Genomic DNA, 21162 nt, shown 5'->3' on the forward strand with positions numbered 1-21162 from the left:
ACGGTTCCGGGGCGGGGGCGGAGCCTCCGGTTTCGGCGCTCCGCCTCAGCCTCAGCCTCCGCCCCCGTCCCCGCCCCACAGCGGCGGCGTCGTCTCCGACGGCCTCGCCGTCCACGGCTCCGCCATCGCCGCCCACACGCAGAACGCCACCACGGCCACCACCAGCACCACCCAGCCCACGGCCCGTACCGCCCGGCGGCGGCGCAGCAGGTGGTGGCCGCGCTCGGCGGCACGCGCCGCCAGATCCGGCGGCACCACCGGCCGCACCGCGTACAGCAGGCGGCGGACCTCGGCCTCCTTGCGGTCGTAGCCGCTCACGGCGCCGCCACCGGGCCGCCGCTGCGCATCGCGGACACCGCCCGGGCGCACACGGCCCGTACCCGCTCCGCCGACAGGCCGAGGCCGGCCGCGGTCTGCTCCTCGGCCACGCCCTCGTGCAGGCGCAGGACGAGCACCAGGCGCTCCTGCGGCGTCAGCCGGTCCAGCACGCCCCCGCGGGCCCGGCGGTGGTGCCGCGCGGCACGGGCGAAGCCGGCCGTCAGCTCCTGGCGGGCCCGGTCGTAGGGGTCCTCGCCGCGCAGCCGGTCCCACGCCGCGTACGTACGGGCCAGCGCCTCCGTGAGCAACTGCTCGGCGGCCTCCGGGCGGTCGGCGGGCTCCCCGGTCAGCAGCAGGGCGCTGCGCAGCAGCCGGAGGCCCGCGCCCCCGACGAACGCCTCGAACTCCCGGGCGCGGCGGCGCTCCCGGGCGGCCTGCCGCTCGCGCACCCTGCCTCCACGGCCGCTGGTCCTCCGGTGCCCTGCAAAGACGCTGAAGACACCGTCAAGGCAAGGACAGGGCAGCGGCCCCGGCCGGGTCAAGAGGCGGGCGACACCTGGCCGATGTGGATTCCGGAGAGGGCGGCATTGAAGCGGGTGAGCAGGGTGCAGAACACGTCCCGCTCCTGCTCCGACCAGTCCTCCGTGCACAGCGCCATCAGCTCGCGCCGCGAGGCGCGCACCTCCTCCAGGCGGGCCTTGCCGCGCGGCGAGAGCTGGAGCACGACGGCGCGGCCGTCCTCCGGGTGCGAGGTGCGCTTGACCAGGCCGGTGTCGACCAGCGGCGCCACCTGGCGGGTGACGGTCGAGGAGTCGATGCCCATGCCCGCGGCCAGGGCCTTGACGCCCATCGGGCCTTCCTGGTCGAGACGGTTGAGCAGCAGGTAGGCGGCTCGGTCCATGGAGTTGGCGATCCGGCCGACGCCGCCGAGCCGGGTCTGTTCGGCGCGACGGGCGAAGACGGCAACCTGGTGCTGAAGGGCGTCGAGGACACCGGGTGCGAGGTCGGTCGTCATGTCCTGAGGGGTGGGCATGGCCTGGAACTCACTTCGTATGAAGGCGGAGACGGGCTGGGAATTGCTGAGAATGGGGGACAGAGTACGCGGCCCGGCGCGCGCTCGTACCGGTGCTTCGCAAACCGGTCGGTATGCGGGGTTGTGAGGGGGGTTCGAGGGGTGCCGGCTGCCCACCGGGGAAACCGGCGGGCAGCATACTGGGCACCATGGCTGCGCGACGTGGTGACGAGGACGTCCCCGGGACGTCCCCCCTGCCCCCCGGGACCGGCCCCGCTCCGCTGCGGGTGACGGTGGACGACGTGCGCGAGGCACAGAAGATGCTCTCGGGGGTGGCCCAGATGACCGCCCTGGAGAGCAGCCGCTCGCTCTCCGCGCTGGTCGGTGCGCCCGTCCACCTCAAGTGCGAGAACCTCCAGCGGACCGGCTCCTTCAAGGTGCGCGGCGCCTATGTGCGGATCGCGGGCCTCTCGGAGGGGGAGCGGGCGCGCGGCGTGGTCGCCGCCAGTGCGGGCAACCACGCGCAGGGAGTGGCCCTGGCGGCCTCGCTGCTGGGCGTCGCGTCCACCGTGTTCATGCCGGAGGGCGCGCCGCTGCCCAAGATCGCGGCCACTCGCGAGTACGGCGCCGAGGTGCGGCTGCACGGGCAGGTGGTCGACGAGACGCTGCGGGCGGCGCGGGACTGGGCCGAGCGCACCGGCGCCGTGTTCATCCACCCCTTCGACCACCCCGACGTCATCGCGGGCCAGGGCACGGTGGGGCTGGAGATCCTGGAGCAGTGCCCCGAGGTGCGCACCGTCGTGGTGGGCATCGGCGGCGGCGGGCTGGCGGCCGGGATCGCGGTGGCGGTCAAGGGGCTGCGGCCCGACGTGCGGATCGTGGGCGTGCAGGCGGCGGGCGCCGCCGCGTACCCGCCCTCGCTGGCGGCCGGGCGCCCGGTGACGCTGCAGGCGCCCGCGACGATGGCCGACGGCATCAAGGTGGGGCGCCCCGGCGACGTGCCGTTCGGGATCATCCGGGAGCTGGTCGACGAGGTCCGCACCGTCTCCGAGGACGAGCTGTCCAGCGCGCTGCTGCTCTGCCTGGAGCGGGCGAAGCTGGTGGTGGAGCCCGCCGGGGCGAGCCCGGTGGCGGCACTGCTGGCCGAGCCGGGCTCGTTCGAGGGGCCGGTCGTCGCGGTGCTGTCGGGCGGCAACGTGGACCCGCTGCTGCTCCAGCGCGTGCTGCGGCACGGCATGGCGGCCGCGGGCCGCTACCTCTCGCTGCGGCTGCGGCTGACGGACCGTCCGGGCGTGCTGGCCGCCCTGCTGGAGATCCTGTCGGCGCTCGACGCCAACGTCCTGGACATCAGCCACGTGCGGACCGATCCCCGGCTCGGGCTCACGGAGGCGGAGGTGGAGCTGCACCTGGAGACGATGGGCCCGGAGCACTGCGCGGAGGTGGGGGCCGCGCTGCGGGAGGCGGGCTATCTGGTGGTGACGCCCGAGTCGGCTGACTTCGGCTGACTTCGCCCGGCGTGATCCGATGTCGCCCGGCGCCGTCCGGCGCCAATGTTGTGATGCCGATGCCTTGACGCCCGTCACGCATTCGCGCTGTGATGTCGGGAAATCGGGGGAACCGGGTCCGGATATGCCCCTGGCCGCGCATATGCTCCCGGCCGCCGGATTTCCCGGAATATCCGGTGGCATTCATTCACAGGGCGGGATGGCTCCGGTGAACGTAAAATCATCTATTACGTCACCTCAACGGGGAGATGCTCCATGCCAGGCGCGATTTACGCCGAAGGCCTGGTCAAGACCTTCGGCGACGTCACGGCTCTGAACGGCGTCGATCTCGACGTCCCGGAAGGAACCGTTCTGGGGCTCCTCGGCCCCAACGGTGCCGGCAAGACGACTGCCGTGCGCGTACTCACCACTCTGATCAAACCCGACCGCGGCCGAGCCGTGGTGGCGGGGCTCGATGTACTGAAGAAACCCAACGAGGTCCGTCACGCCATCGGTCTCTCGGGGCAATTCGCCGCCGTGGACGAATATCTGACGGGCCGTGAGAACCTCCGCATGGTCGGCCGGCTCTACCAGATGAGCGCCGCCGACGCGAAGGCCAGAGCGGGCGAGCTGCTCGAGCGCTTCAACCTCGCCGACGCCGCCGACCGCCCCGCCAAGACCTACTCCGGCGGCATGCGGCGCCGCCTCGACCTCGCCGCCGCCCTGGTCGTCAGCCCGCCCGTGATGTTCATGGACGAGCCCACGACCGGCCTCGACCCCCGCAACCGGCAGCAGCTGTGGGAGGTCATCCAGGAACTCGTCGCCGGCGGCACGACCCTGCTGCTCACCACCCAGTACCTGGAGGAGGCCGACCACCTCGCCCACGACATCTGCGTCATCGACCACGGCAGGGTCATCGCCCGCGGCACCTCCGACCAGCTCAAGGCGCGCACGGGCGGGGAGCGCGTCGAACTCGTCGTGCACGACCGCGCGCTCATCCCGCTCGCCCTGGAGGTCATGCACGGCTTCGGCACGGGCGAGGCCACCGTGGAGCAGCACACCCGGAAGGTGATCGTCCCGGTCTCCGGCGGCGCCCGGCTGCTCGCCGAGGTCATCCGCGAACTGGACGCGCGCGGCATCGAGATCGACGACATCGGGCTGCGCAGGCCGACCCTGGACGACGTCTTCATCTCGCTCACCGGGCACGTCGCCGAGGCCACCGTGGAGGGCGAAGAACCGGAAGGAGCCGTCGTATGAGCAGCGTGAGCACGACGGGCGGCGGCGGCACCCTCTCGCGGCGGCCGGTGCCCAGGGGGCGCGGCGGCGCGGTGCAGTCGGCGCGCGACTCCCTGGTGGTCGCCCAGCGCAATCTGATCCGCATGCGCCGCATACCCGAGATGGTGGTCTTCGGGCTGGTCCAGCCGATCATGTTCGTGGTGCTGTTCAGCTATGTCTTCGGCGGCTCGATCGCCGTGGGCGGCAACACCGACCCAAGCACGTACCGGCAGTTCCTGATGGCCGGCATCTTCGCGCAGACGGTCACCTTCGCGACGGCCGGCGCGGGCGCGGGCATCGCCGACGACATGCACAAGGGCCTCATCGACCGCTTCCGTTCCCTGCCCATGGCACGCGGTGCGGTGCTCACCGGCCGCACGCTCGCGGATCTGGTGCAGACCGCTCTGACGCTGGTGGTGCTGGCGATCGTCGCGGTGATCGTCGGCTGGCGCATCCACAACGGCATCCCGAAGGCGCTGGCGGGCTTCGCCCTGCTGCTCCTGCTGGGCTACGCCTTCTCCTGGATCGGGGCCCTGATCGGGCTGTCCGTGCGGACCCCGGAGGCGGCCACGTCCGGCGGGCTGATCTGGCTCTTCCCGCTGACGTTCATCTCCAACGCGTTCGTGCCCTCCGACAACATGCCGATGGTGCTGCGCAACATCGCGGAGTGGAACCCGTTCAGCGCCACGGTGCAGGCCGCACGGCGGCTGTTCGGCAACCTGCCGGACGGCTATCCGGTGCCCGCGGCGTGGCCGATGCAGCACCCGGCGGTGGCCTCGCTGCTCTGGTCGCTGCTGATCATCGTGCTCTTCCGGACCCTGTCGGTGCGGAAGTACCGCTCGGCGACGGCGTAGGGCGCGTGGGCGCGTCCTGGCGGACAAGGCGCGACGACGCACGGAGCCCCGGACCCCTTGGCGGGGTCCGGGGCTCCGGTGGCCTTGCGCGGCGGGTGCCGACGCGTACCGGGGGCGTGTCAGCCCGTATCAGCTCGTATCAGCCCGTGTAGGGCTTGGCGTCCAGGATGCGGACCTTGGCCTTGCGGCCGTTCGGCAGCTCGTACTGGGCGTCCTCGCCGATCTTCTTGCCGTTGACGCCGGAGCCCAGCGGGGACTGGGGCGAGTACGTCTCGATGTCCGAGCTGGCGTACTCACGCGAAGCGAGGAGGAACCGCAGGGTGTCGTCCGGGTCGCCGTCGAAGGCGATGGTGACGACCATGCCCGGGGCGACCACGCCGTCGGCGGCCGGGGCCTCGCCGACCTTGGCGGACTCGAGCAGCTGGGTCAGCTGGCGCACGCGAAGCTCCTGCTTGCCCTGCTCCTCCTTGGCCGCGTGGTACCCGCCGTTCTCTCGCAGGTCACCTTCCTCGCGGGCCGCCGCGATCTTCGCGGCGATCTCGGTGCGAGCGGGACCAGACAGGTACTCCAGCTCGGCCTTGAGCTGGTCGTACGCCTCCTGAGTCAGCCAGGTGACGTTGTCGCTGGTCTGGGTCACAGGTGCTCCTCGTCGGTACTGGGGAATGCTTGGGGTGTATCGCGACATCGCGATAACAAATGAACGCCCTACTGAGAAGGGTGCACCTTCCAAGCGGGGCGAAACCACGAGCCTAACAATTACGTCCGTTAAGGGGGAAGGAGTAAACGGAAGAAACTGCGCAAGAATCGCGTCAAAGCAGGTCAGCGGGGGTGTGAGACACGTCGGGCGCGTGTCCCTTCTCTCGGCGGCCGGACCCGGTGGCCGGACCCGGCGGCCGGACTCAGTGGCCGGACGCCGAGGCCGTCCGGCAGCCCTCCAGCTCCGTGGCGGCGGCCCGCCCGGTCGTCCGGATCGTGACCCGCTCTGTGAAGTGGCTCTCGCGGCGGTCCAGCGTGACGTCCTTGCGGGCCACCTCGCCGCCGTCCTCGCCCAGCGAGCGCAGGGTGCACACCCCGATGGCGTCCTTGTCCTTGCGGATCTCCAAGACCGCCTGCACGGTGTCGTCCGACATCGTCTTCGAACGGATGAGCTGGCCGGTGACGTCCGACTTGGTGATGTAGTGCACAGCGGCCCAGCCGACGAAGGCGAGCAGCGCGGCGCCCAGCACCGCACCGACGATCTTCAGCTTGCGGTCGGCGCGCGCGTCCGCCGAGCGGCCGTAACGGCCCTCGGGCGGCGCCGTCCGGTGCTCCGCAGCCATGATCGTTTCCTCCTGCTCGGGCCGGAACCGCCCGGTCGGGTACCGCTTTCGGGACGCGGAATGAATCGGCGCCCGCTTCGGTCACTATAGGAGGCGTCTGACATGACCAGTGACTGAGGATCGAGCCTTGACTGAGCAGCTGCGGATGATGGCCGTTCATGCCCACCCCGACGACGAGTCGAGCAAGGGCGCGGCCACGATGGCCAAGTACGTGTCCGAGGGGGTGGACGTACTGGTCGCCACCTGCACGGGTGGTGAGCGTGGCTCCATTCTCAACCCCAAGCTCCAGGGCGACCCCTACATCGAGGAGCACATCCACGAGGTCCGTGCCCGTGAGATGGCCGAGGCCCGGGACATCCTCGGCGTCAAGCAGGAATGGCTGGGCTTCGTCGACTCGGGCCTGCCCGAGGGCGACCCGCTGCCGCCGCTCCCGGACGGCTGCTTCGCGCTCCAGGACGTGGAGGAGGCGGCGGGCCGGCTGGTGAAGCTGATCCGCGAGTTCCGGCCGCACGTGGTCACCACGTACGACGAGAACGGCGGCTACCCGCACCCCGACCACATCATGACCCACAAGATTTCGATGGTGGCCTTCGAGGCGGCCGGCGACCCGGACCGCTACCCCGAGGCGGGCGAGCCCTGGCAGCCGCTGAAGCTCTACTACAACCAGGGCTTCAACCGCCCCCGCACCCAGGCGCTGCACGACGCCCTGCTGGAGCGCGGCATGGAGTCCCCCTACGGGGAGTGGCTGGAGCGGTGGCACACGATGGGCCGTGAGCGGACCCTCACCACGTATGTGCCCTGCGGCGACTTCTTCGAGATCCGCGACAAGGCGCTGATCGCGCACGCCACGCAGATCGACCCGGACGGGGGCTGGTTCCGGGTGCCGCTGGACCTCCAGCGCGAGGTGTGGCCGACGGAGGAGTACGAGCTGGCGAAGTCCCTCGTCGACACATCCCTCCCCGAGAGCGACCTCTTCGCGGGCATCCGCAACAATTGACCCCATGACGACCGCGACCGCTCCCCTTGCTGCCCTGTCGCTCGCCGCGGACCTGGACCAGGACAAGGTCACGCCCGGCGTGCTCGGCTTCATCGTCTTCGCCTTGATCGGCGGGGCGGTGTGGCTGCTGATGAAGAGCATGAACAAGCACATGAAGCGTGTGGACTTCGACGAGGCGCCGGGGGCGCCGGAGGCGCCGGGGGACGGGCGCGCGTAGGGGGGGCGCCGGGGGTTTCTTTCCCCACCCCGCCCCTTCCCGAAACTGGGGGGCTTCGCCCCCCAGACCCCCGGTTCGGGGTGCAAATTCAGCCCCTCCGGCGTTTGAGGAGCGGGGGTCCGGGGGCGGAGCCCCCGGTTACGGGAAGGGGCGGGACCGGGGAAGACTCACCGCTGCGGCGCCGTGACGCTTCCGTGCGCAAGGATGGCCCCATGCCCAACCGCCTGGCGCACGAGACGTCCCCCTACCTCCTCCAGCACGCCGACAACCCTGTCGACTGGTGGCCCTGGTCGCCCGGCGCCTTCGCCGAGGCCCGCCGCCGCGGCGTGCCCGTGCTGCTGAGCGTCGGCTACTCCAGCTGCCACTGGTGCCACGTCATGGCGCACGAGTCCTTCGAGGACGCCTCGATCGCCGCGTACCTCAACGAGCACTTCGTCGCCGTCAAGGTCGACCGCGAAGAGCGACCCGACGTCGACGCCGTGTACATGGAGGCCGTGCAGGCCGCCACCGGCCAGGGCGGCTGGCCCATGACCGTCTTCCTCACCCCGGACGCCGAGCCCTTCTACTTCGGCACCTACTTCCCGCCCGGACCCCGGCACGGCATGCCCGGCTTCCGGCAGGTGCTGGAGGGCGTGCGGGCCGCCTGGAGTGACCGGCGGGACGAGGTGGGACAGGTCGCGCGGCGGATCGTGCGGGACCTCTCCGAGCGGACCCTGGCCGCGGACATCACGGCACCGCCCGCCGCCGAGGACGTGCACGCCGCGCTGCTCCAGCTGACCCGCGAGTTCGACGCCGTGCGCGGCGGCTTCGGCGGGGCGCCCAAGTTCCCGCCGTCCATGGTGCTGGAGTTCCTGCTGCGCCACCATGTGCGCACGGGCTCGGCCGCCGCCCTGGAGATGGCCTCGGCCACCTGCGAGGCCATGGCCCGCGGCGGCATCTACGACCAGCTCGGCGGCGGCTTCGCCCGCTACTCGGTGGACGCCTCGTGGGTGGTGCCGCACTTCGAGAAGATGCTCTACGACAACGCGCTGCTGTGCCGCGCCTACGCCCACCTCTGGCGGGCCACCGGCTCCGGACTGGCCCGGCGCGTCGCCCTGGAGACCGCGGACTTCATGATCCGCGAACTCCGCACCGACCAGGGCGGCTTCGCCTCCGCGCTGGACGCCGACAGCGACGACGGCTCCGGGAAGCACGTCGAGGGCGCCTACTACGTGTGGACCCCGGAGCAGCTGCGCGAGGTGCTGGGCGAGGAGGACGCGGCGCTCGCCGCCGAGTACTTCGGGGTCACCGAGGCGGGCACCTTCGAGGCGGGCGCCTCCGTCCTTCAGCTGCCCGACACCGAGCGGCTGTGGGACGCGGACAAGCTCGCGTCCGTACGGGCCCGGCTGCTGGCGGCGCGCGAGCGGCGGCCCCGGCCCGGGCGGGACGACAAGGTCGTGGCCGCCTGGAACGGGCTGGCCATCGCCGCCCTCGCCGAGACCGGCGCGTACTTCGACCGCCCGGACCTGGTCCAGGCCGCCACGGACGCCGCCGACCTGCTCGTCCGTACCCACATGGACTGGCACGCGCGGCTGGGCCGCACCTCGCTGGACGGCGTTGCGGGCGAGCACGCCGGCGTGCTGGAGGACTACGCGGACGTCGCGGAGGGCTTCCTCGCCCTCGCCTCGGTCACCGGCGAGGGGGTGTGGGTGGACTTCGCGGGGCTGCTGCTCGACACCGTGCTGATCCGCTTCACCGGCCCCGACGGCGCCCTGTTCGACACCGCCGACGACGCCGAGGCCCTCATCCGCCGCCCCCAGGACCCGACCGACAACGCCGCCCCCTCCGGCTGGACCGCCGCCGCGGGCGCCCTGCTGACGTACGCCGCCGCCACCGGCAGTTCCGCGCACCGCGAGGCCGCCGAGAAGGCACTGGGCGTGGTGCGGACGCTCGGGCCCAGGGCGCCGCGCTTCCTCGGCTGGGGCCTCGCGGTGACCGAGGCGCTGCTGGACGGCCCCCGCGAAGTCGCGGTCGTCGGCCCGCAGGGCCTCCCCGCCACCCGCGAGCTGCACCGCACCGCGCTGCTGTCCACCGCCCCCGGGCTGGTGGTCGCGGTGGGGGAGCCGGGCGCCGAGGAGGTGCCGCTGCTCCACGGGCGCACCCTGCTGGACGGCCGCCCGGCCGCGTACGTGTGCCGGAACTTCACCTGCGACGCCCCGACGGCCGACCCGAAGGACCTCGCGGCCAGGCTCGCCGACTGAGGCCTGCCGGACCGGGGCCGCTGACCGGGGCGCGGCGCGGAACCGGGGCTTCCGGGGGTGGGCGGAAATTCCCGCAGAACGCCATGGAATTGAGGGTGTGTCAGGAATTAGGGTCGTAGGCGCCAGCGCAGTCCGACGAGAGTCCATGCGAGTCCCGAGGAGTACGCACATGAGCCCTGCCCCCGTTCCCGCCACCCACCGCGAGGTGCACCTGGCCGCCCGTCCCGGCGGCCGGCTGACGGGTGACGTCTTCTCCGTGGTCGAGACCCCGGTGCCCCGGCCGGGCCACGGCCAGGTGCTCGTGCGCAACCGCACCATGTCCGTCGCCGCCGTGATGCGGACGCTGATGGAGGAGCGGTCCGACGTCCCCGTGCCGCAGTACGAGGTCGGCAAGGTGCTGTGGGCCCCGGCCGTGGGCGAGGTCGTGGAGGCGCCGGGCACCGCCTTCCGGCCCGGGGACCTGGTGTCCACCAACGCGGGCTGGCGCGAGTACGCGGTCGTCGACGAGGGGGCGGTCATCCGCCTCGACACCGACGCCCTGCCCGACCCGGCCGCCCACCTCTCCCAGGGCGCGGTGGCCTACATGGGCATCGTGCGCGGCGTGGAGGTGCGCCCGGGGGACACGGTCTTCGTCTCCGGGGCGGCGGGTGCCGTGGGCACCCTCGCCGGGCAGATCGCGCGGCTGCGCGGTGCGGCCCGGCTGATCGGCAGCACCGGCTCGCAGCGCAAGGCCGAGGTGCTGATCAAGGAGCTGGGCTACGACGCCGTGATCGTCCGGGGCGACGGGAGCTTCGAGGAGCAGCTGCGCGCGGCCGCCCCCGACGGCATCGACGGCGTCTTCGACAACGTGGCCGGCGAGCAGCTGGAGGCGGCGATGAGGGTCGCCAACCGCGGCGCCCGGTTCGCCCTCATCGGCGCGCTCTCCGGCCAGCTGGGGGAGCGGCGGCCGACCAGGGTCGACCCGATGCTGCTGATCGCGCGCGGTCTCACGCTGCGCGGCCTGTCGTTCGTCGACCACATGGACCTGCTGCCGGAGTGGACGGAACTCTTCGGCCGCGGACTGCGGGACGGCACGCTCACCTTCCCGCACACCCGTCTCACGGGCATCGACCAGGCCCCCCGTGCGCTGTGCGAGCTGCTCGAGGGGTGCCATCTGGGGGCCGTGCTCGTGGACCTGTGAGGTCCGTCCGGTCCGGAAGGCTCAGAGGGTCAGAGGGTCAGAGGGTCAGAGGATCAGAGCGTCAGGCCCCGGGACAGGAGGGTCAGGGTGCGGTCGATGAGGCCGAGGAGGTCCTCGGTCTGGCCGTTCTCGGCCCAGTGCATCATGGCCTCGTGCATCGCCGCCAGGAGCGCGGCGATCACCACGCGCAGCTCCAGGTCGTCGGACGGGCGGCCCGTGCGCTCGGCCAGGACGGTGCAGAGCATCCGGCTGGACTCGGCCATGCCCTCCACTGTCCGGCCGCGCAGCGCGGGTACGCCGTGGACGAGCCTGATGCGCTGGCGGAGTTCGTCGATGTCCGTCTCGATGAGGTGGCGCATGGAGCCCAGGACGCCCTGCCGGATGGACTCGACGGGCGGTTCGTCCGCGGGCCGGGCGCGGATCGCGGCCTCCATCACGGGGTCGTACTCGTCGGTGAGCACGATGTCTTCCTTGGTGGGGAAGTAGCGGAAGACGGTGCTGGGGGAGACGTCGGCGGCCTCGGCGATCTGGTCGACAGGCGTGGCGTCGTACCCCTGCTTCTCGAACAGCCGGTAGGCGGCGCGGCGGATCGCCTGGCGGGTCTGGAGCTTCTTCCGTTCGCGCAGCCCGAGTCTGGGGCCGGGCTGCGCGGCCGGGGGTGTCTGTGCTGAGGCCATGACAGCATTCTCCGGCATCCGCCTTTTGGGCAAACACCTCCCGTTTGCTGCCCGGTGGCCCCCGATGCCCGTGCGCCGCGAGGGTTTTGACGCAGCGCTGATTGTCAGTGGCGTGTGTGACGCTGTGTACGGGGCAGGGGGCCGATCAGTAAGGATCGGAAAGGGGGAAACATGCCGGTTGCCGCTGTGCTGACCGCGCTGCTGTGTATCGGGGGGTATGTGCTCGCCGGAGAGCTGGCCGTGCTGGCCGTGGTGCTGACGGGGGTCGGTGCCCTGACATGGCGAGTGGCCGCGGCCTCCAGGCCACGACCACTGCGGGCGCGCGTGCAGATGCGGGTGCGGAAGGTGCTCTCCGGCGCCTCGTCAGGCGTGCGAATACGCCACCAGCGAGATGCCCACGTAGTGCGTGACGAAGGCCGCCAGCGTGAGGGAGTGGAACACCTCGTGGAAACCGAACCACCGAGGTGACGGATTGGGGCGCTTGATCCCGTAGATCACGCCGCCCGCGCTGTAGAGGAGCCCGCCCACGATCACGAGGATCAGCACGGCGAGCCCTCCCTTGTGCAGGAAGTCCGGCAGGAAGAAGACGGCGGCCCAGCCCATGGCGATGTAGCAGGGGGTGTAGAGCCAGCGCGGCGCGCCGACCCAGAAGACGCGGAAGGCGATGCCCGCGACGGCCGCCACCCAGACCGCCCAGAGCAGCACCTGTCCCCTGCCGCCGGGGATCAGCAGCATGGTCAGCGGCGTGTAGGTGCCCGCGATGATCAGGAAGATGTTCGCGTGGTCGAGGCGGCGCAGCACGCCCGCGACGCGCGGGCTCCAGTCGCCCCGGTGGTAGAGCGCGCTGACTCCGAAGAGCAGACAGGCGGTCAGGACGTACACGGCGCAGGCGACCCGGCCTCTGGTGCTGTCGGCCAGGGCCGTCAGGAAGATGCCGGAGATCAGCACGGCGGGGAACATCCCCGCGTGCAGCCAGCCGCGCAGCCGTGGCTTGGCCGGCGGCGCGGGGTGAACTGCGGTGTCGGGGGCGGCGGCGGGCGCGGGAGTCATGGCGGTCATGCTACCTACGGCACCGTAGGTTACGGACCGGTATCACGTGGTGATGGTCACGGGGGTGCCCCCTGGACAGATCGGATGGGGAGTCGGATGATCAAATGAGTGCGGGCGGCACCGGATGAGCGATCACGAAGCGTCTGGGTCGCAGCCCCCAAGGGGCATACATGTGCAGAGGCGGACCTTGTGGACACCACACCCGTGGCGGTGTTCGCGGCCCGCACCACCCTCAACATCTGACGCCGGCCAGCGTGGGCCCGGCGGAACGGAGCGATCGTGGCGCGCACCAGTGCGGCTCCCACCACCCCCACCAACCACCAGGAGCTGATCTCCTGGGTCGATGAGATCGCCGCCCTCACTCAGCCGGACCAGGTGGTCTGGTGCGACGGCTCCGAGGCCGAGTACGAGCGCCTGTGCGAGGAGCTCGTGGCCAAGGGCACGTTCAAGAAGCTCGACCCCGTCAAGCGGCCCAACTCGTACTACGCCGCCTCCGACCCCAGCGACGTGGCCCGGGTCGAGGACCGCACCTTCATCTGCTCCGAGAAGGAGGAGGACGCGGGCCCGACCAACCACTGGAAGGCGCCCGCCGAGATGCGGGAGGTCTTCACCGGGAAGGACGGCGACGGCGGCATCTTCCGCGGCTCCATGCGCGGCCGCACCATGTACGTCGTGCCGTTCTGCATGGGGCCGGTCGGGTCGCCGCTGTCCGCGATCGGCGTCGAGATCACCGACTCCGCGTACGTCGCCGTCTCCATGCGCACCATGACGCGCATGGGCCAGGCCGTCCTCGACGAGCTGGGCACCGACGGCTTCTTCGTCAAGGCCGTCCACACCCTCGGCGCCCCGCTGGAGCAGGGCCAGGAGGACGTCCCCTGGCCCTGCAACACCACCAAGTACATCTCGCACTTCCCCGAGGACCGCGAGATCTGGTCCTACGGCTCCGGCTACGGCGGCAACGCCCTGCTGGGCAAGAAGTGCTACGCCCTGCGCATCGCGTCGGTGATGGCCCGGGACGAGGGCTGGCTGGCCGAGCACATGCTCATCCTCAAGCTCACCCCGCCGCACGGCGAGCCGAAGTACGTCGCCGCCGCCTTCCCCTCCGCCTGCGGCAAGACCAACCTCGCCATGCTGGAGCCCACGATCTCCGGCTGGACCGTGGAGACCATCGGCGACGACATCGCCTGGATGCGCTTCGGCGAGGACGGCCGCCTCTACGCCATCAACCCCGAGGCCGGCTTCTTCGGCGTCGCCCCCGGCACGGGTGAGCACACCAACGCCAACGCCATGAAGACCATGTGGGGCAACGCCGTCTTCACCAACGTCGCCCTCACCGACGACAACGACGTCTGGTGGGAGGGCATGACCGAGGAGGCCCCGGCCCACCTCACGGACTGGAAGGGCAACGACTGGACGCCCGCGTCCGGGACCCCGGCCGCCCACCCCAACGCCCGCTTCACCGTGCCCGCCTCGCAGTGCCCGATCATCGCGCCCGAGTGGGAGGACCCCAAGGGCGTGCCGATCTCCGCGATCCTCTTCGGCGGCCGCCGCGCCACGGCGGTGCCGCTGGTGACGGAGTCCTTCGACTGGCAGCACGGCGTCTTCCTCGGCGCGAACGTCGCCTCCGAGAAGACCGCCGCCGCCGAGGGCAAGGTCGGCGAGCTGCGCCGCGACCCGTTCGCCATGCTGCCGTTCTGCGGCTACAACATGGGCGACTACATGGCCCACTGGCTCAAGGTCGGCGCAGACAAGGACCAGTCCAAGCTGCCGAAGATCTACTACGTGAACTGGTTCCGCAAGAACGACGCGGGCAAGTTCGTCTGGCCGGGCTTCGGCGAGAACAGCCGCGTGCTGAAGTGGATCGTCGAGCGCCTGGACGGCAAGGCGGAGGGTGTCGAGACGCCGATCGGCATCCTGCCGACGCGGGCGGCGCTGGACACGGAGGGTCTCGACATCCCGGGGGCCGACCTCGACCTGCTCCTCACGGTCGACGAGGACGTGTGGCGGGAGGAGGCGGCGTTGGTGCCGCAGCACCTGGAGACCTTCGGGGATCACGCGCCGAAGGAGCTGTGGGACGAGTACCGGGCGCTGGTGCAGCGCCTGGGCTGACGCCCTGACCTTTGCGGTCCCCGCGGTGGGTCCGGCACCGCCGGGCTCCGCCGCGGGGGCTCTTCGCCGTCGCGGCGGGGAAGATTCCCCGATCCCGCCCCTTCCCGAAACTGGGGGCAAGCCCCCAGCCCCCCGTTCCGGGGGCAAATTCCAGCCCTCAGGCCGCGGCCCGGATGCCCAGTGCGGCGGCATGCGCCGCCATGCGCTCCGCCGCCAGCGCGCTCCCCGCCGCATCGCCCCGCTGCGTCGCGACGACCAGGGCCTGGCCCGCCAGCATGTGGGCGCGCTGGTGCAGCGCCGCGACGCGCGCGGGCGCGCCCACGGCAGCGGTCGGTTCCGCCCGCTGCGGCGCATGCCCGCCGCGCAGCCGCGCCACCCGCAGGGCGAGCCGCCGTGCGGCATCGTCCAGAGCACCGGACGGCGCGAGCGCACGGAGTTCGTCCGTCACGGTGAGCAGCGCCGTGAGGTGCCCGGCGAGCCGGATGTCCAGCTCCTCCTCGCGGGAGCGGTGCGGCCCGTGCGTGTGCGTGCGGACCGCGCGCTTGGCGCGGATTGGCTCGTACATGGATGGCCTCCCGAGTTACCTCTGAAGGCCATCCTAACTTAGACGCGGTCTAAAGTTATTGCGCGTATCCCTCGAGGAAGTTCCCGATCCGCGTCACCGCGTCCGCCAGATCCTTGGCGTTCGGCAGCGTGACCAGGCGGAAGTGGTCCGGCTCCGGCCAGTTGAAGCCCGTGCCGTGGACGACCATGATCTTCTCGGCGCGGAGCAGGTCCAGCACCATCTGCCGGTCGTCCTTGATCTTGTAGACCTTCGGGTCGAGCCGCGGGAAGGCGTACAGCGCGCCCTTGGGCTTGACGCAGGTCACGCCGGGGATCTGCGTCAGCAGCTCGTGCGCCACGTCGCGCTGCTCCAGCAGCCGGCCGCCCGGCAGCACCAGGTCGCTGATCGACTGACGCCCGCCGAGCGCGGTGGCGACCGCGTGCTGCGCGGGCATGTTGGCGCACAGGCGCATGTTGGCGAGGATCGTCAGGCCCTCGATGTAGCTGTCGGCGTGCGCCTTGGGGCCGCAGACCGCCATCCAGCCGCTGCGGTAGCCGGCCACCCGGTAGGCCTTGGACAGGCCGTTGAAGGTGAGGGTCAGCAGGTCGGGGGCGATGGCGGCGGTCGGGGTGTGGGTGACGCCGTCGTAGAGGATCTTGTCGTAGATCTCGTCGGAGCAGACGATCAGGTTGTGGCGGCGGGCGATCTCCGTCAGCCCGCGCAGCATCTCGTCGTCGTAGACCGCACCCGTGGGGTTGTTCGGGTTGATGATGACGAGCGCCTTGGTGCGGTCGGTGACCTTGCGCTCGATGTCGGCGAGGTCCGGCATCCAGTCCGACTGCTCGTCGCAGCGGTAGTGCACGGCCGTGCCGCCCGCGAGGGAGACCGAGGCGGTCCACAGCGGGTAGTCCGGGGCCGGGACGAGCACCTCGTCGCCGTCGTCGAGCAGCGCCTGCATCGACATCTGGATCAGCTCGGAGACGCCGTTGCCGAGGTAGACGTCCTCGACGGACAGCTCGACGCCCTTGGTCTCGTAGTGCTGCACCACCGCGCGCCGGGCCGACAACAGGCCCTTCGCATCGCCGTAGCCGTGCGCGTCGCCGACGTTGCGCAGCATGTCCTCGAGGATCTCCGGCGGGCACTCGAACCCGAAGATCGCGGGGTTGCCGGTGTTCAGCTTGAGGATGCGCTCGCCTGCCGCTTCCAGCCGCATGGCCTCCTCGAGCACCGGGCCACGGATTTCGTAGCAGACGTTGGCGAGCTTCGTTGACTGGATCACCTGCATGACGGCCACCATACGGGCCCGTTCACCATGGTGCGCGCCCTTTACGACCGCCTGGATCACGCCACAGCGCCGTCGCTCAGCGCGCGCGGGTGCGGCGCACCGCGCGCCCCGCCAGGACGTCCGTCCGGCGCCCGTCTTCCATCACAAAGCGTCCGTCGACCAGGACATGGGGAATGCCGGTCGGAAGCGTCCGCGGGGCTTCGAAAGAGGAGCCGGCGGCTACGGTTTCGGGATCGAAGAGGACGAGGTCGGCCCGGTATCCCTCGCGCACGAGCCCCCGATCGGGCAGCCGGAGACGCGCCGCAGGACGTGACGTGAGATGCGCCACGCACTCCTCCAGAGAGAGCACGCCCAGCTCGCGCACGTACCGGCCGAGGTAGTGCGGGAACGTTCCGTAGGCGCGCGGATGCGGCTTGGCGCCGTGCAGGATCCCGTCGCTGCCGCCCGTGTGCACCCGGTGTCTCATGATCGTGCGGACGTTGTCCTCGTGCCCGACGTGCAGCAGGACCGTCGGCCCCAGCCGGTCCTCGATCAGCAGCCGCCGGACGACGGCCCAGGGCTCCTCGCCGCGCCCGGCGGCGGAGCGGGCGACGGTCCTGCCGACGTACCCGGCGTGCCGCGGGTCGGTGACGCCCGATACCTCGACGGTGTCCCAGTCCACGGGCACCCCGTGGCAGCCGTCCGCGCCCTCGGCCTCCATGACGTGCCGGATCCGCGCCGCGGTCGTGTCGTCGCGCAGCCGCGCCAGCAGGGCGGCCGGTCCGCCCTCGCTCGCCCAGCCGGGCAGCAGCGCGGCGAGCGTGGTGCAGCCGGGGGTGTAGGGGTAGGTGTCGAGGGAGACGTCGGCCCCCTCGGCCAGCGCGGCGTCCAGCAGGGCCAGCAGCTCGGGGGCCCGGCCCCGGTTTCCGGGGTAGTTCAGGGTGGCGTGGGCGAGGTGCAGGGCGCAGCCGGCCGAGCGCGCGACGGCCAGCATCTCGGCGTACGCGGCCAGGGCGTCCTTCCCGTACGAGCGGTGGTGCGGGCAGTAGTAGCCGCCGTATGCCGCCACGACCCGGCACAGCTCGGTCAGCTCGGCGTTGGAGGCGTACATGCCGGGTGTGTAGGTGAGCCCGGAGCTGAGCCCGACCGCGCCCTGCTCCAGCCCCTCGGCCACCAGCCGTTTCATGTGCTCGGTCTCGGCGGCCGTGGCGGGCCGGTCCTCCCAGCCGACGGCGAGCATGCGGATCGTGCCCTGGGGCACGAGGTAGGCGGCGTTGACGGCTGTGCCCTGGCGGTCGATGCGGTCCAGGTACTCGCCGACGGTGCGCCAGTCGAAGTCGAATTCCTCGTTGGAGCCGTCGCCGTTCCAGCCGGCGATCTGGGTGCGGATCGCGGGGAGCGTGCGGTCGTCGACGGGCGCGTACGACAGGCCGTCCTGGCCGAGGACTTCGAGGGTCACGCCCTGGGCGGCCTTGGCGACGTGGGCGGGGTCGCGGAGGAGGGCGAGGTCGCTGTGGGCGTGCATGTCGATGAAGCCGGGGGCGAGGGCGAGGCCGTCGGCGTCGAGGGTGCGGGGGGCGGTGGGGCGGGGGCCGCCGCCGTCTCCTTCGCGCCGGATCTCGGCGATGCGGCCGCCTGCGAGGGTGACGTCGGCGCGGTAGGAGGGGCGGGTGGTGCCGTCGATGACGCGGGCGTTGCGGATGACGGTGTCCATGGGGGTTCCTTCCCCCACGGGGTAGGGGGAAGAAAACCCCTCAGAAAAACGTCCGCACGTACTCGCCCACCGTTCCGTCCTCCCCCACCAGCGGAATCAGCGGCCACTTCTCGAAGACCGTGCACGGGTGCGACACCCCGAGAGCCACCCAGTCCCCGACCTCCAGCTGCGCGTCCGGCGCGACTTCGACGAACGCGTGCTGGTCCGCCAGGCCGATCACCGTCAGGCCCTCGGCCGGCCGCAGCGAGCCGTCCCGGGCCGAGCGGACGGCCTGCGGCTCCGGGAGGCCGAGGTCGTAGGAGACGTCGCGCTTGCCCGCGTTCAGGTAGGCGCGCCCCGGCTCCGGGCGGGACACGCACTGGGCCCACAGCCGCAGGGCCGGCTTCAGCGCGCCTTCCTCCGGGAGGCGGTTGAAGGGGGTCTTGCGGCGGTACTGCCCGTCGTCGTGCGTCACGTACGCACCGGAGCGCAGCAGCTTCAGCGTGGGCGCCGACAGCGGCGGCAGCTCCGCGAAGACCTCGGACACCGCGTCGAACCACGCGCTGCCGCCCGCGCTCACCACGATCTCCTCCACCCCGGCGAAGCGGCCCGCCTTGTCGAAGGCGACCGCCAGCCCGGTGAGCCGGCGCAGCCAGGCCCGTACGAGGTCGCCGTCGGCGTCGGGGATCTCGGCCTCGTAGCCGCCGAAGCCGACCAGGCGCAGGGTGCCGGTGGCGGCCACGGCGTCCGCGACGGCCGCGCACTCCGCCTCGGCCGCCTCGGGGCGGATGCCGGTGCGGCCGCCCGCCGCGCCCAGCTCGATGACGACATCGACGGGCCGGCCCGCCCCGGCCCCGCGCAGCGCGGCGTCCATCAGCTCGACCCCGCGCACGGAGTCGACGTACGTGACGAGCCGGAACTCCGGGTCCGCCGCCAGCTCGCCCGCGAGCCAGCGGAGCGCGGCCGCGTCGACGACCTCGTTGGCCAGGAAGATCCGCCGGACCCCGAAGGCCCGGTAGACGCGCACCTGGGCGGGGGTCGCCGCGGTGATGCCCCACGCGCCGCGGGCCAGCTGGCGCGCGAAGAGCTGCGGGGCCATCGAGGTCTTGCCGTGCGGGGCGAAGGCCAGCCCGTGCCCGGCGGACCAGCGCTCCATGAGCGCCAGGTTGTGGTCGAGCGCCTCGGCGGAGAGGGTGAGGACCGGCGTGGTGAAGCCGCCGGTGAACAGGGAGCGCCGCTCGGCCGCCAGCTCGCCGACCGTGCGCCCCGACGCGTCCGGAGGCAGGCCCTTGAAGCGGTGGTCGACCCGCTCCCCGTCCAGGCGGGCGAGGGCGTCGTCGGCTATGGCGGCGGCCATGGGGCCTCCCGGGGTCGTTCGGCAGTGATGAGTGATGAAGGCATTGCGCTCTGTGCAGCATTCTGTGCAACGTTCTGTGCAACATTTGCCGCAAAGTGCGCCCGCGCTGTCTAACATCCCGCCAAGTGCCCGGTCAACGACGCTCCCGGGTGATCACGCCCCGCAGTACTGCTGCTCCTTTCCGATCACCCGGTAGGGGCAGTCGGCCGCCTCCAGTAGCTGGAGCACCGCTTCCCGGTTGCGCGCGGTCTCCCGGTCGATCACCTCGGCCGGCGGGTAGAAGCCGCCGCCCGCGCCGCTCTCGTCCGGGTACATCTCGAACGTGTAGGCGAAGACCCGCTGGGTGCCCCACAGCCAGTCGTCGATCGCGCCGTCCGTGATGTACAGGCTGCTGGACTGCTCGGGGGTGTAGCCGTTGCTGGCAGCCATGGACTTGCCGAGCGCGGCGAAGGTGTCGTGCTCGTCCTGCGTCATGCCGGGCGCGGTCTCGTCGTACGTCCAGCCGAAGGGCCACAGCACCAGCTCGCTGTAGGTGTGGAAGTCGATGGCGGCCTTGATCTGCTGCTTGCCGTTCACGACGCGGCTGCGGACGAAGTCGGCGACGACCTTCACCTCGGGGGCGGACTCGGGGGACGGGCCGCGGTAGGTCTCCGAGCCGGTGCTGCCGGAGGAACCGCCGCAGCAGGCCCACTTGTAGTTCCAGTTGCGGTTGAGGTCGGTGCCCACATTGCGGGAGCCCGCGTTGGGCTGGCGGTTCTTGCGCCAGCTGCGGTAGGTGCCGGTGGCGATGTCGTACTCGCCGCCGTCGGGGTTGACGTCGGGGACGATCCAGATCACCCGGCTGTCGAGCATCTTGGTGACGCGCGGGTCCTTGCCGTACTGGGAGCCGAACTCCTTGAGCAGGTAGAGGGCCATCTCCACGGTCAGGTGCTCGCGGGCGTGCTGGTGGTGGGTGAAGAGCACCTCGGGCTTGGCTGCGTCGCCGGACGGGGTGGTCGCCGTGGCGCCGTTGGTGACCTTCACGGCGACGATGTCCCGGCCCTCGTAGGACTTGCCGATCACTTGCCTGCTCATCAGGCCGGGGTGGGCCGCGATGTCCGCGTCGATCTCCGCCATGGCCTCGGCGTAGTTGTGGTACGCCGCGTCGGCGGGCGGGAAGTCGTGCGGCGTGGCGGCCCGGCCGCCGCTGCGGTCCGGGGGACCGGGCAGGGCCCGCACGGCGTAGCCCATGCGGCGGATGCGCTCGGCCTGTGCGCCGTCCGCCGTGATGACGACGGAGTGCCGGCGGACGGCGTCCACGGATGCCCCGGTCGCGGCGACCGCGGTCCGCTGGGCGGCGGTTTCCGGCCCGGTGACCTCGTACGAGCGCGGGGTGCGGTCGGTGCTCCGGGACGAGGCCGGAGCGGCCAGGGCCAGGCTGAGCACGACGGCGAGGGCGGCCGATGCCCATCTGCCGGAGGTCCGGGAGGTGCGGGAGGCCCGGGAAGCCCGGGAAACGTGGGGGAGTGGGGGTCGCATGCGGCCTCCTGAGGGGTCCGTTCGTGCGACGGATGTGAGGGGTGATCCTCCCAG

Annotated in this window: 20 protein-coding genes; 8 read left to right on the forward strand and 12 right to left on the reverse strand. The window is 71.8% G+C overall.

Features of this window, described 5'->3' with window-relative positions; genetic code table 11:
• Positions 1–51: 51 nt before the first annotated feature.
• The 3 genes from AC1Z4A_RS20345 to AC1Z4A_RS20355 form a co-directional block, all read right to left on the reverse strand.
• Positions 52–318 (reverse strand): hypothetical protein, encoded by a 267-nt coding sequence (locus AC1Z4A_RS20345; RefSeq protein WP_483680812.1) that lies wholly within the window; start codon positions 316–318, stop codon positions 52–54.
• A complete protein-coding gene (locus AC1Z4A_RS20350; RefSeq protein WP_483680814.1) occupies positions 315–767 on the reverse strand; it encodes a sigma factor-like helix-turn-helix DNA-binding protein in 453 nt (150 codons plus the stop codon). The genes AC1Z4A_RS20345 and AC1Z4A_RS20350 overlap by 4 nt, the downstream gene beginning before the upstream one ends.
• Positions 768–856: 89 nt before the next feature.
• A complete protein-coding gene (locus AC1Z4A_RS20355) occupies positions 857–1351 on the reverse strand; it encodes a MarR family winged helix-turn-helix transcriptional regulator (RefSeq protein WP_483680816.1) in 495 nt (164 codons plus the stop codon).
• A gap of 299 nt (positions 1352–1650) precedes the next feature.
• Here AC1Z4A_RS20355 and ilvA point away from each other — a divergent pair, with 299 nt between their 5' ends.
• The 3 genes from ilvA (at position 1651) to AC1Z4A_RS20370 (ending at position 4943) form a co-directional block, all read left to right on the forward strand.
• Complete coding sequence (gene ilvA, locus AC1Z4A_RS20360) at positions 1651–2835, forward strand: threonine ammonia-lyase (RefSeq protein WP_483683661.1); 1185 nt, start codon at positions 1651–1653, stop codon at positions 2833–2835.
• Between the two features lie 255 nt (positions 2836–3090).
• Positions 3091–4071, forward strand: coding sequence for an ATP-binding cassette domain-containing protein (locus AC1Z4A_RS20365; RefSeq protein ID WP_483680818.1), 981 nt, complete (start codon positions 3091–3093; stop codon positions 4069–4071).
• Entirely contained in the window at positions 4068–4943 is an 876-nt protein-coding gene (locus AC1Z4A_RS20370) for an ABC transporter permease (protein WP_483680819.1), read from the forward strand. Before AC1Z4A_RS20365 ends, AC1Z4A_RS20370 begins: the two co-directional genes overlap by 4 nt.
• A 139-nt stretch (positions 4944–5082) precedes the next feature.
• Here AC1Z4A_RS20370 and greA read toward each other — a convergent pair whose 3' ends face one another.
• Both greA and AC1Z4A_RS20380 read right to left on the reverse strand, forming a co-directional pair.
• Positions 5083–5580: a transcription elongation factor GreA gene (greA, locus tag AC1Z4A_RS20375; RefSeq protein ID WP_483680820.1), complete on the reverse strand. Its 498-nt coding sequence runs from the start codon at positions 5578–5580 to the stop codon at positions 5083–5085.
• A 262-nt stretch (positions 5581–5842) separates the two neighbouring features.
• The gene (locus tag AC1Z4A_RS20380; protein ID WP_483680821.1) at positions 5843–6262 is read right to left on the reverse strand and encodes a DUF4307 domain-containing protein; all 420 of its coding nucleotides are present in this window, start codon (positions 6260–6262) and stop codon (positions 5843–5845) included.
• Between the two features lie 127 nt (positions 6263–6389).
• Here AC1Z4A_RS20380 and mca point away from each other — a divergent pair, with 127 nt between their 5' ends.
• The 4 genes from mca to AC1Z4A_RS20400 all read left to right on the forward strand — a co-directional run bounded on the left by mca (position 6390) and on the right by AC1Z4A_RS20400 (position 10896).
• Positions 6390–7259: a mycothiol conjugate amidase Mca gene (mca, locus tag AC1Z4A_RS20385; protein ID WP_483680822.1), complete on the forward strand. Its 870-nt coding sequence runs from the start codon at positions 6390–6392 to the stop codon at positions 7257–7259.
• A gap of 4 nt (positions 7260–7263) precedes the next feature.
• The gene (locus tag AC1Z4A_RS20390; RefSeq protein WP_483680823.1) at positions 7264–7476 is read left to right on the forward strand and encodes a hypothetical protein; all 213 of its coding nucleotides are present in this window, start codon (positions 7264–7266) and stop codon (positions 7474–7476) included.
• Between the two features lie 212 nt (positions 7477–7688).
• Positions 7689–9716: a thioredoxin domain-containing protein gene (locus AC1Z4A_RS20395; RefSeq protein ID WP_483680825.1), complete on the forward strand. Its 2028-nt coding sequence runs from the start codon at positions 7689–7691 to the stop codon at positions 9714–9716.
• 169 nt (positions 9717–9885) lie between these two features.
• Positions 9886–10896, forward strand: coding sequence for an MDR family NADP-dependent oxidoreductase (locus tag AC1Z4A_RS20400; RefSeq protein WP_483680827.1), 1011 nt, complete (start codon positions 9886–9888; stop codon positions 10894–10896).
• A 53-nt stretch (positions 10897–10949) separates the two neighbouring features.
• Here the strand turns inward: AC1Z4A_RS20400 and AC1Z4A_RS20405 are convergent, their stop codons facing one another.
• Both AC1Z4A_RS20405 and trhA read right to left on the reverse strand, forming a co-directional pair.
• Complete coding sequence (locus AC1Z4A_RS20405; RefSeq protein ID WP_483680829.1) at positions 10950–11573, reverse strand: TetR/AcrR family transcriptional regulator; 624 nt, start codon at positions 11571–11573, stop codon at positions 10950–10952.
• A 363-nt stretch (positions 11574–11936) separates the two neighbouring features.
• Entirely contained in the window at positions 11937–12632 is a 696-nt protein-coding gene (gene trhA, locus AC1Z4A_RS20410; protein WP_483680830.1) for a PAQR family membrane homeostasis protein TrhA, read from the reverse strand.
• 270 nt (positions 12633–12902) lie between these two features.
• Here trhA and AC1Z4A_RS20415 point away from each other — a divergent pair, with 270 nt between their 5' ends.
• On the forward strand, positions 12903–14732 hold the full coding sequence (locus tag AC1Z4A_RS20415) for a phosphoenolpyruvate carboxykinase (GTP) (protein WP_483680832.1): 1830 nt from the start codon (positions 12903–12905) through the stop codon (positions 14730–14732).
• A 157-nt stretch (positions 14733–14889) separates the two neighbouring features.
• On the opposite strand, the gene AC1Z4A_RS20420 is transcribed toward AC1Z4A_RS20415, so the two are convergent.
• The 5 genes from AC1Z4A_RS20420 to AC1Z4A_RS20440 form a co-directional block, all read right to left on the reverse strand.
• Positions 14890–15297, reverse strand: a complete 408-nt coding sequence (locus AC1Z4A_RS20420) for an SCO4983 family protein (RefSeq protein ID WP_483680834.1) — start codon at positions 15295–15297, stop codon at positions 14890–14892.
• A gap of 55 nt (positions 15298–15352) precedes the next feature.
• Complete coding sequence (locus AC1Z4A_RS20425; protein ID WP_483680836.1) at positions 15353–16561, reverse strand: pyridoxal phosphate-dependent aminotransferase; 1209 nt, start codon at positions 16559–16561, stop codon at positions 15353–15355.
• 76 nt (positions 16562–16637) lie between these two features.
• Positions 16638–18254, reverse strand: a complete 1617-nt coding sequence (locus AC1Z4A_RS20430) for an N-acyl-D-amino-acid deacylase family protein (RefSeq protein WP_483680837.1) — start codon at positions 18252–18254, stop codon at positions 16638–16640.
• A gap of 40 nt (positions 18255–18294) precedes the next feature.
• Complete coding sequence (locus AC1Z4A_RS20435) at positions 18295–19590, reverse strand: alanine racemase (RefSeq protein ID WP_483680838.1); 1296 nt, start codon at positions 19588–19590, stop codon at positions 18295–18297.
• A gap of 153 nt (positions 19591–19743) precedes the next feature.
• On the reverse strand, positions 19744–21108 hold the full coding sequence (locus AC1Z4A_RS20440; RefSeq protein WP_483680839.1) for a M14 family metallopeptidase: 1365 nt from the start codon (positions 21106–21108) through the stop codon (positions 19744–19746).
• Positions 21109–21162: the final 54 nt, after the last annotated feature.

It is taken from the genome of Streptomyces sp. 17_S59, assembly GCF_056930295.1.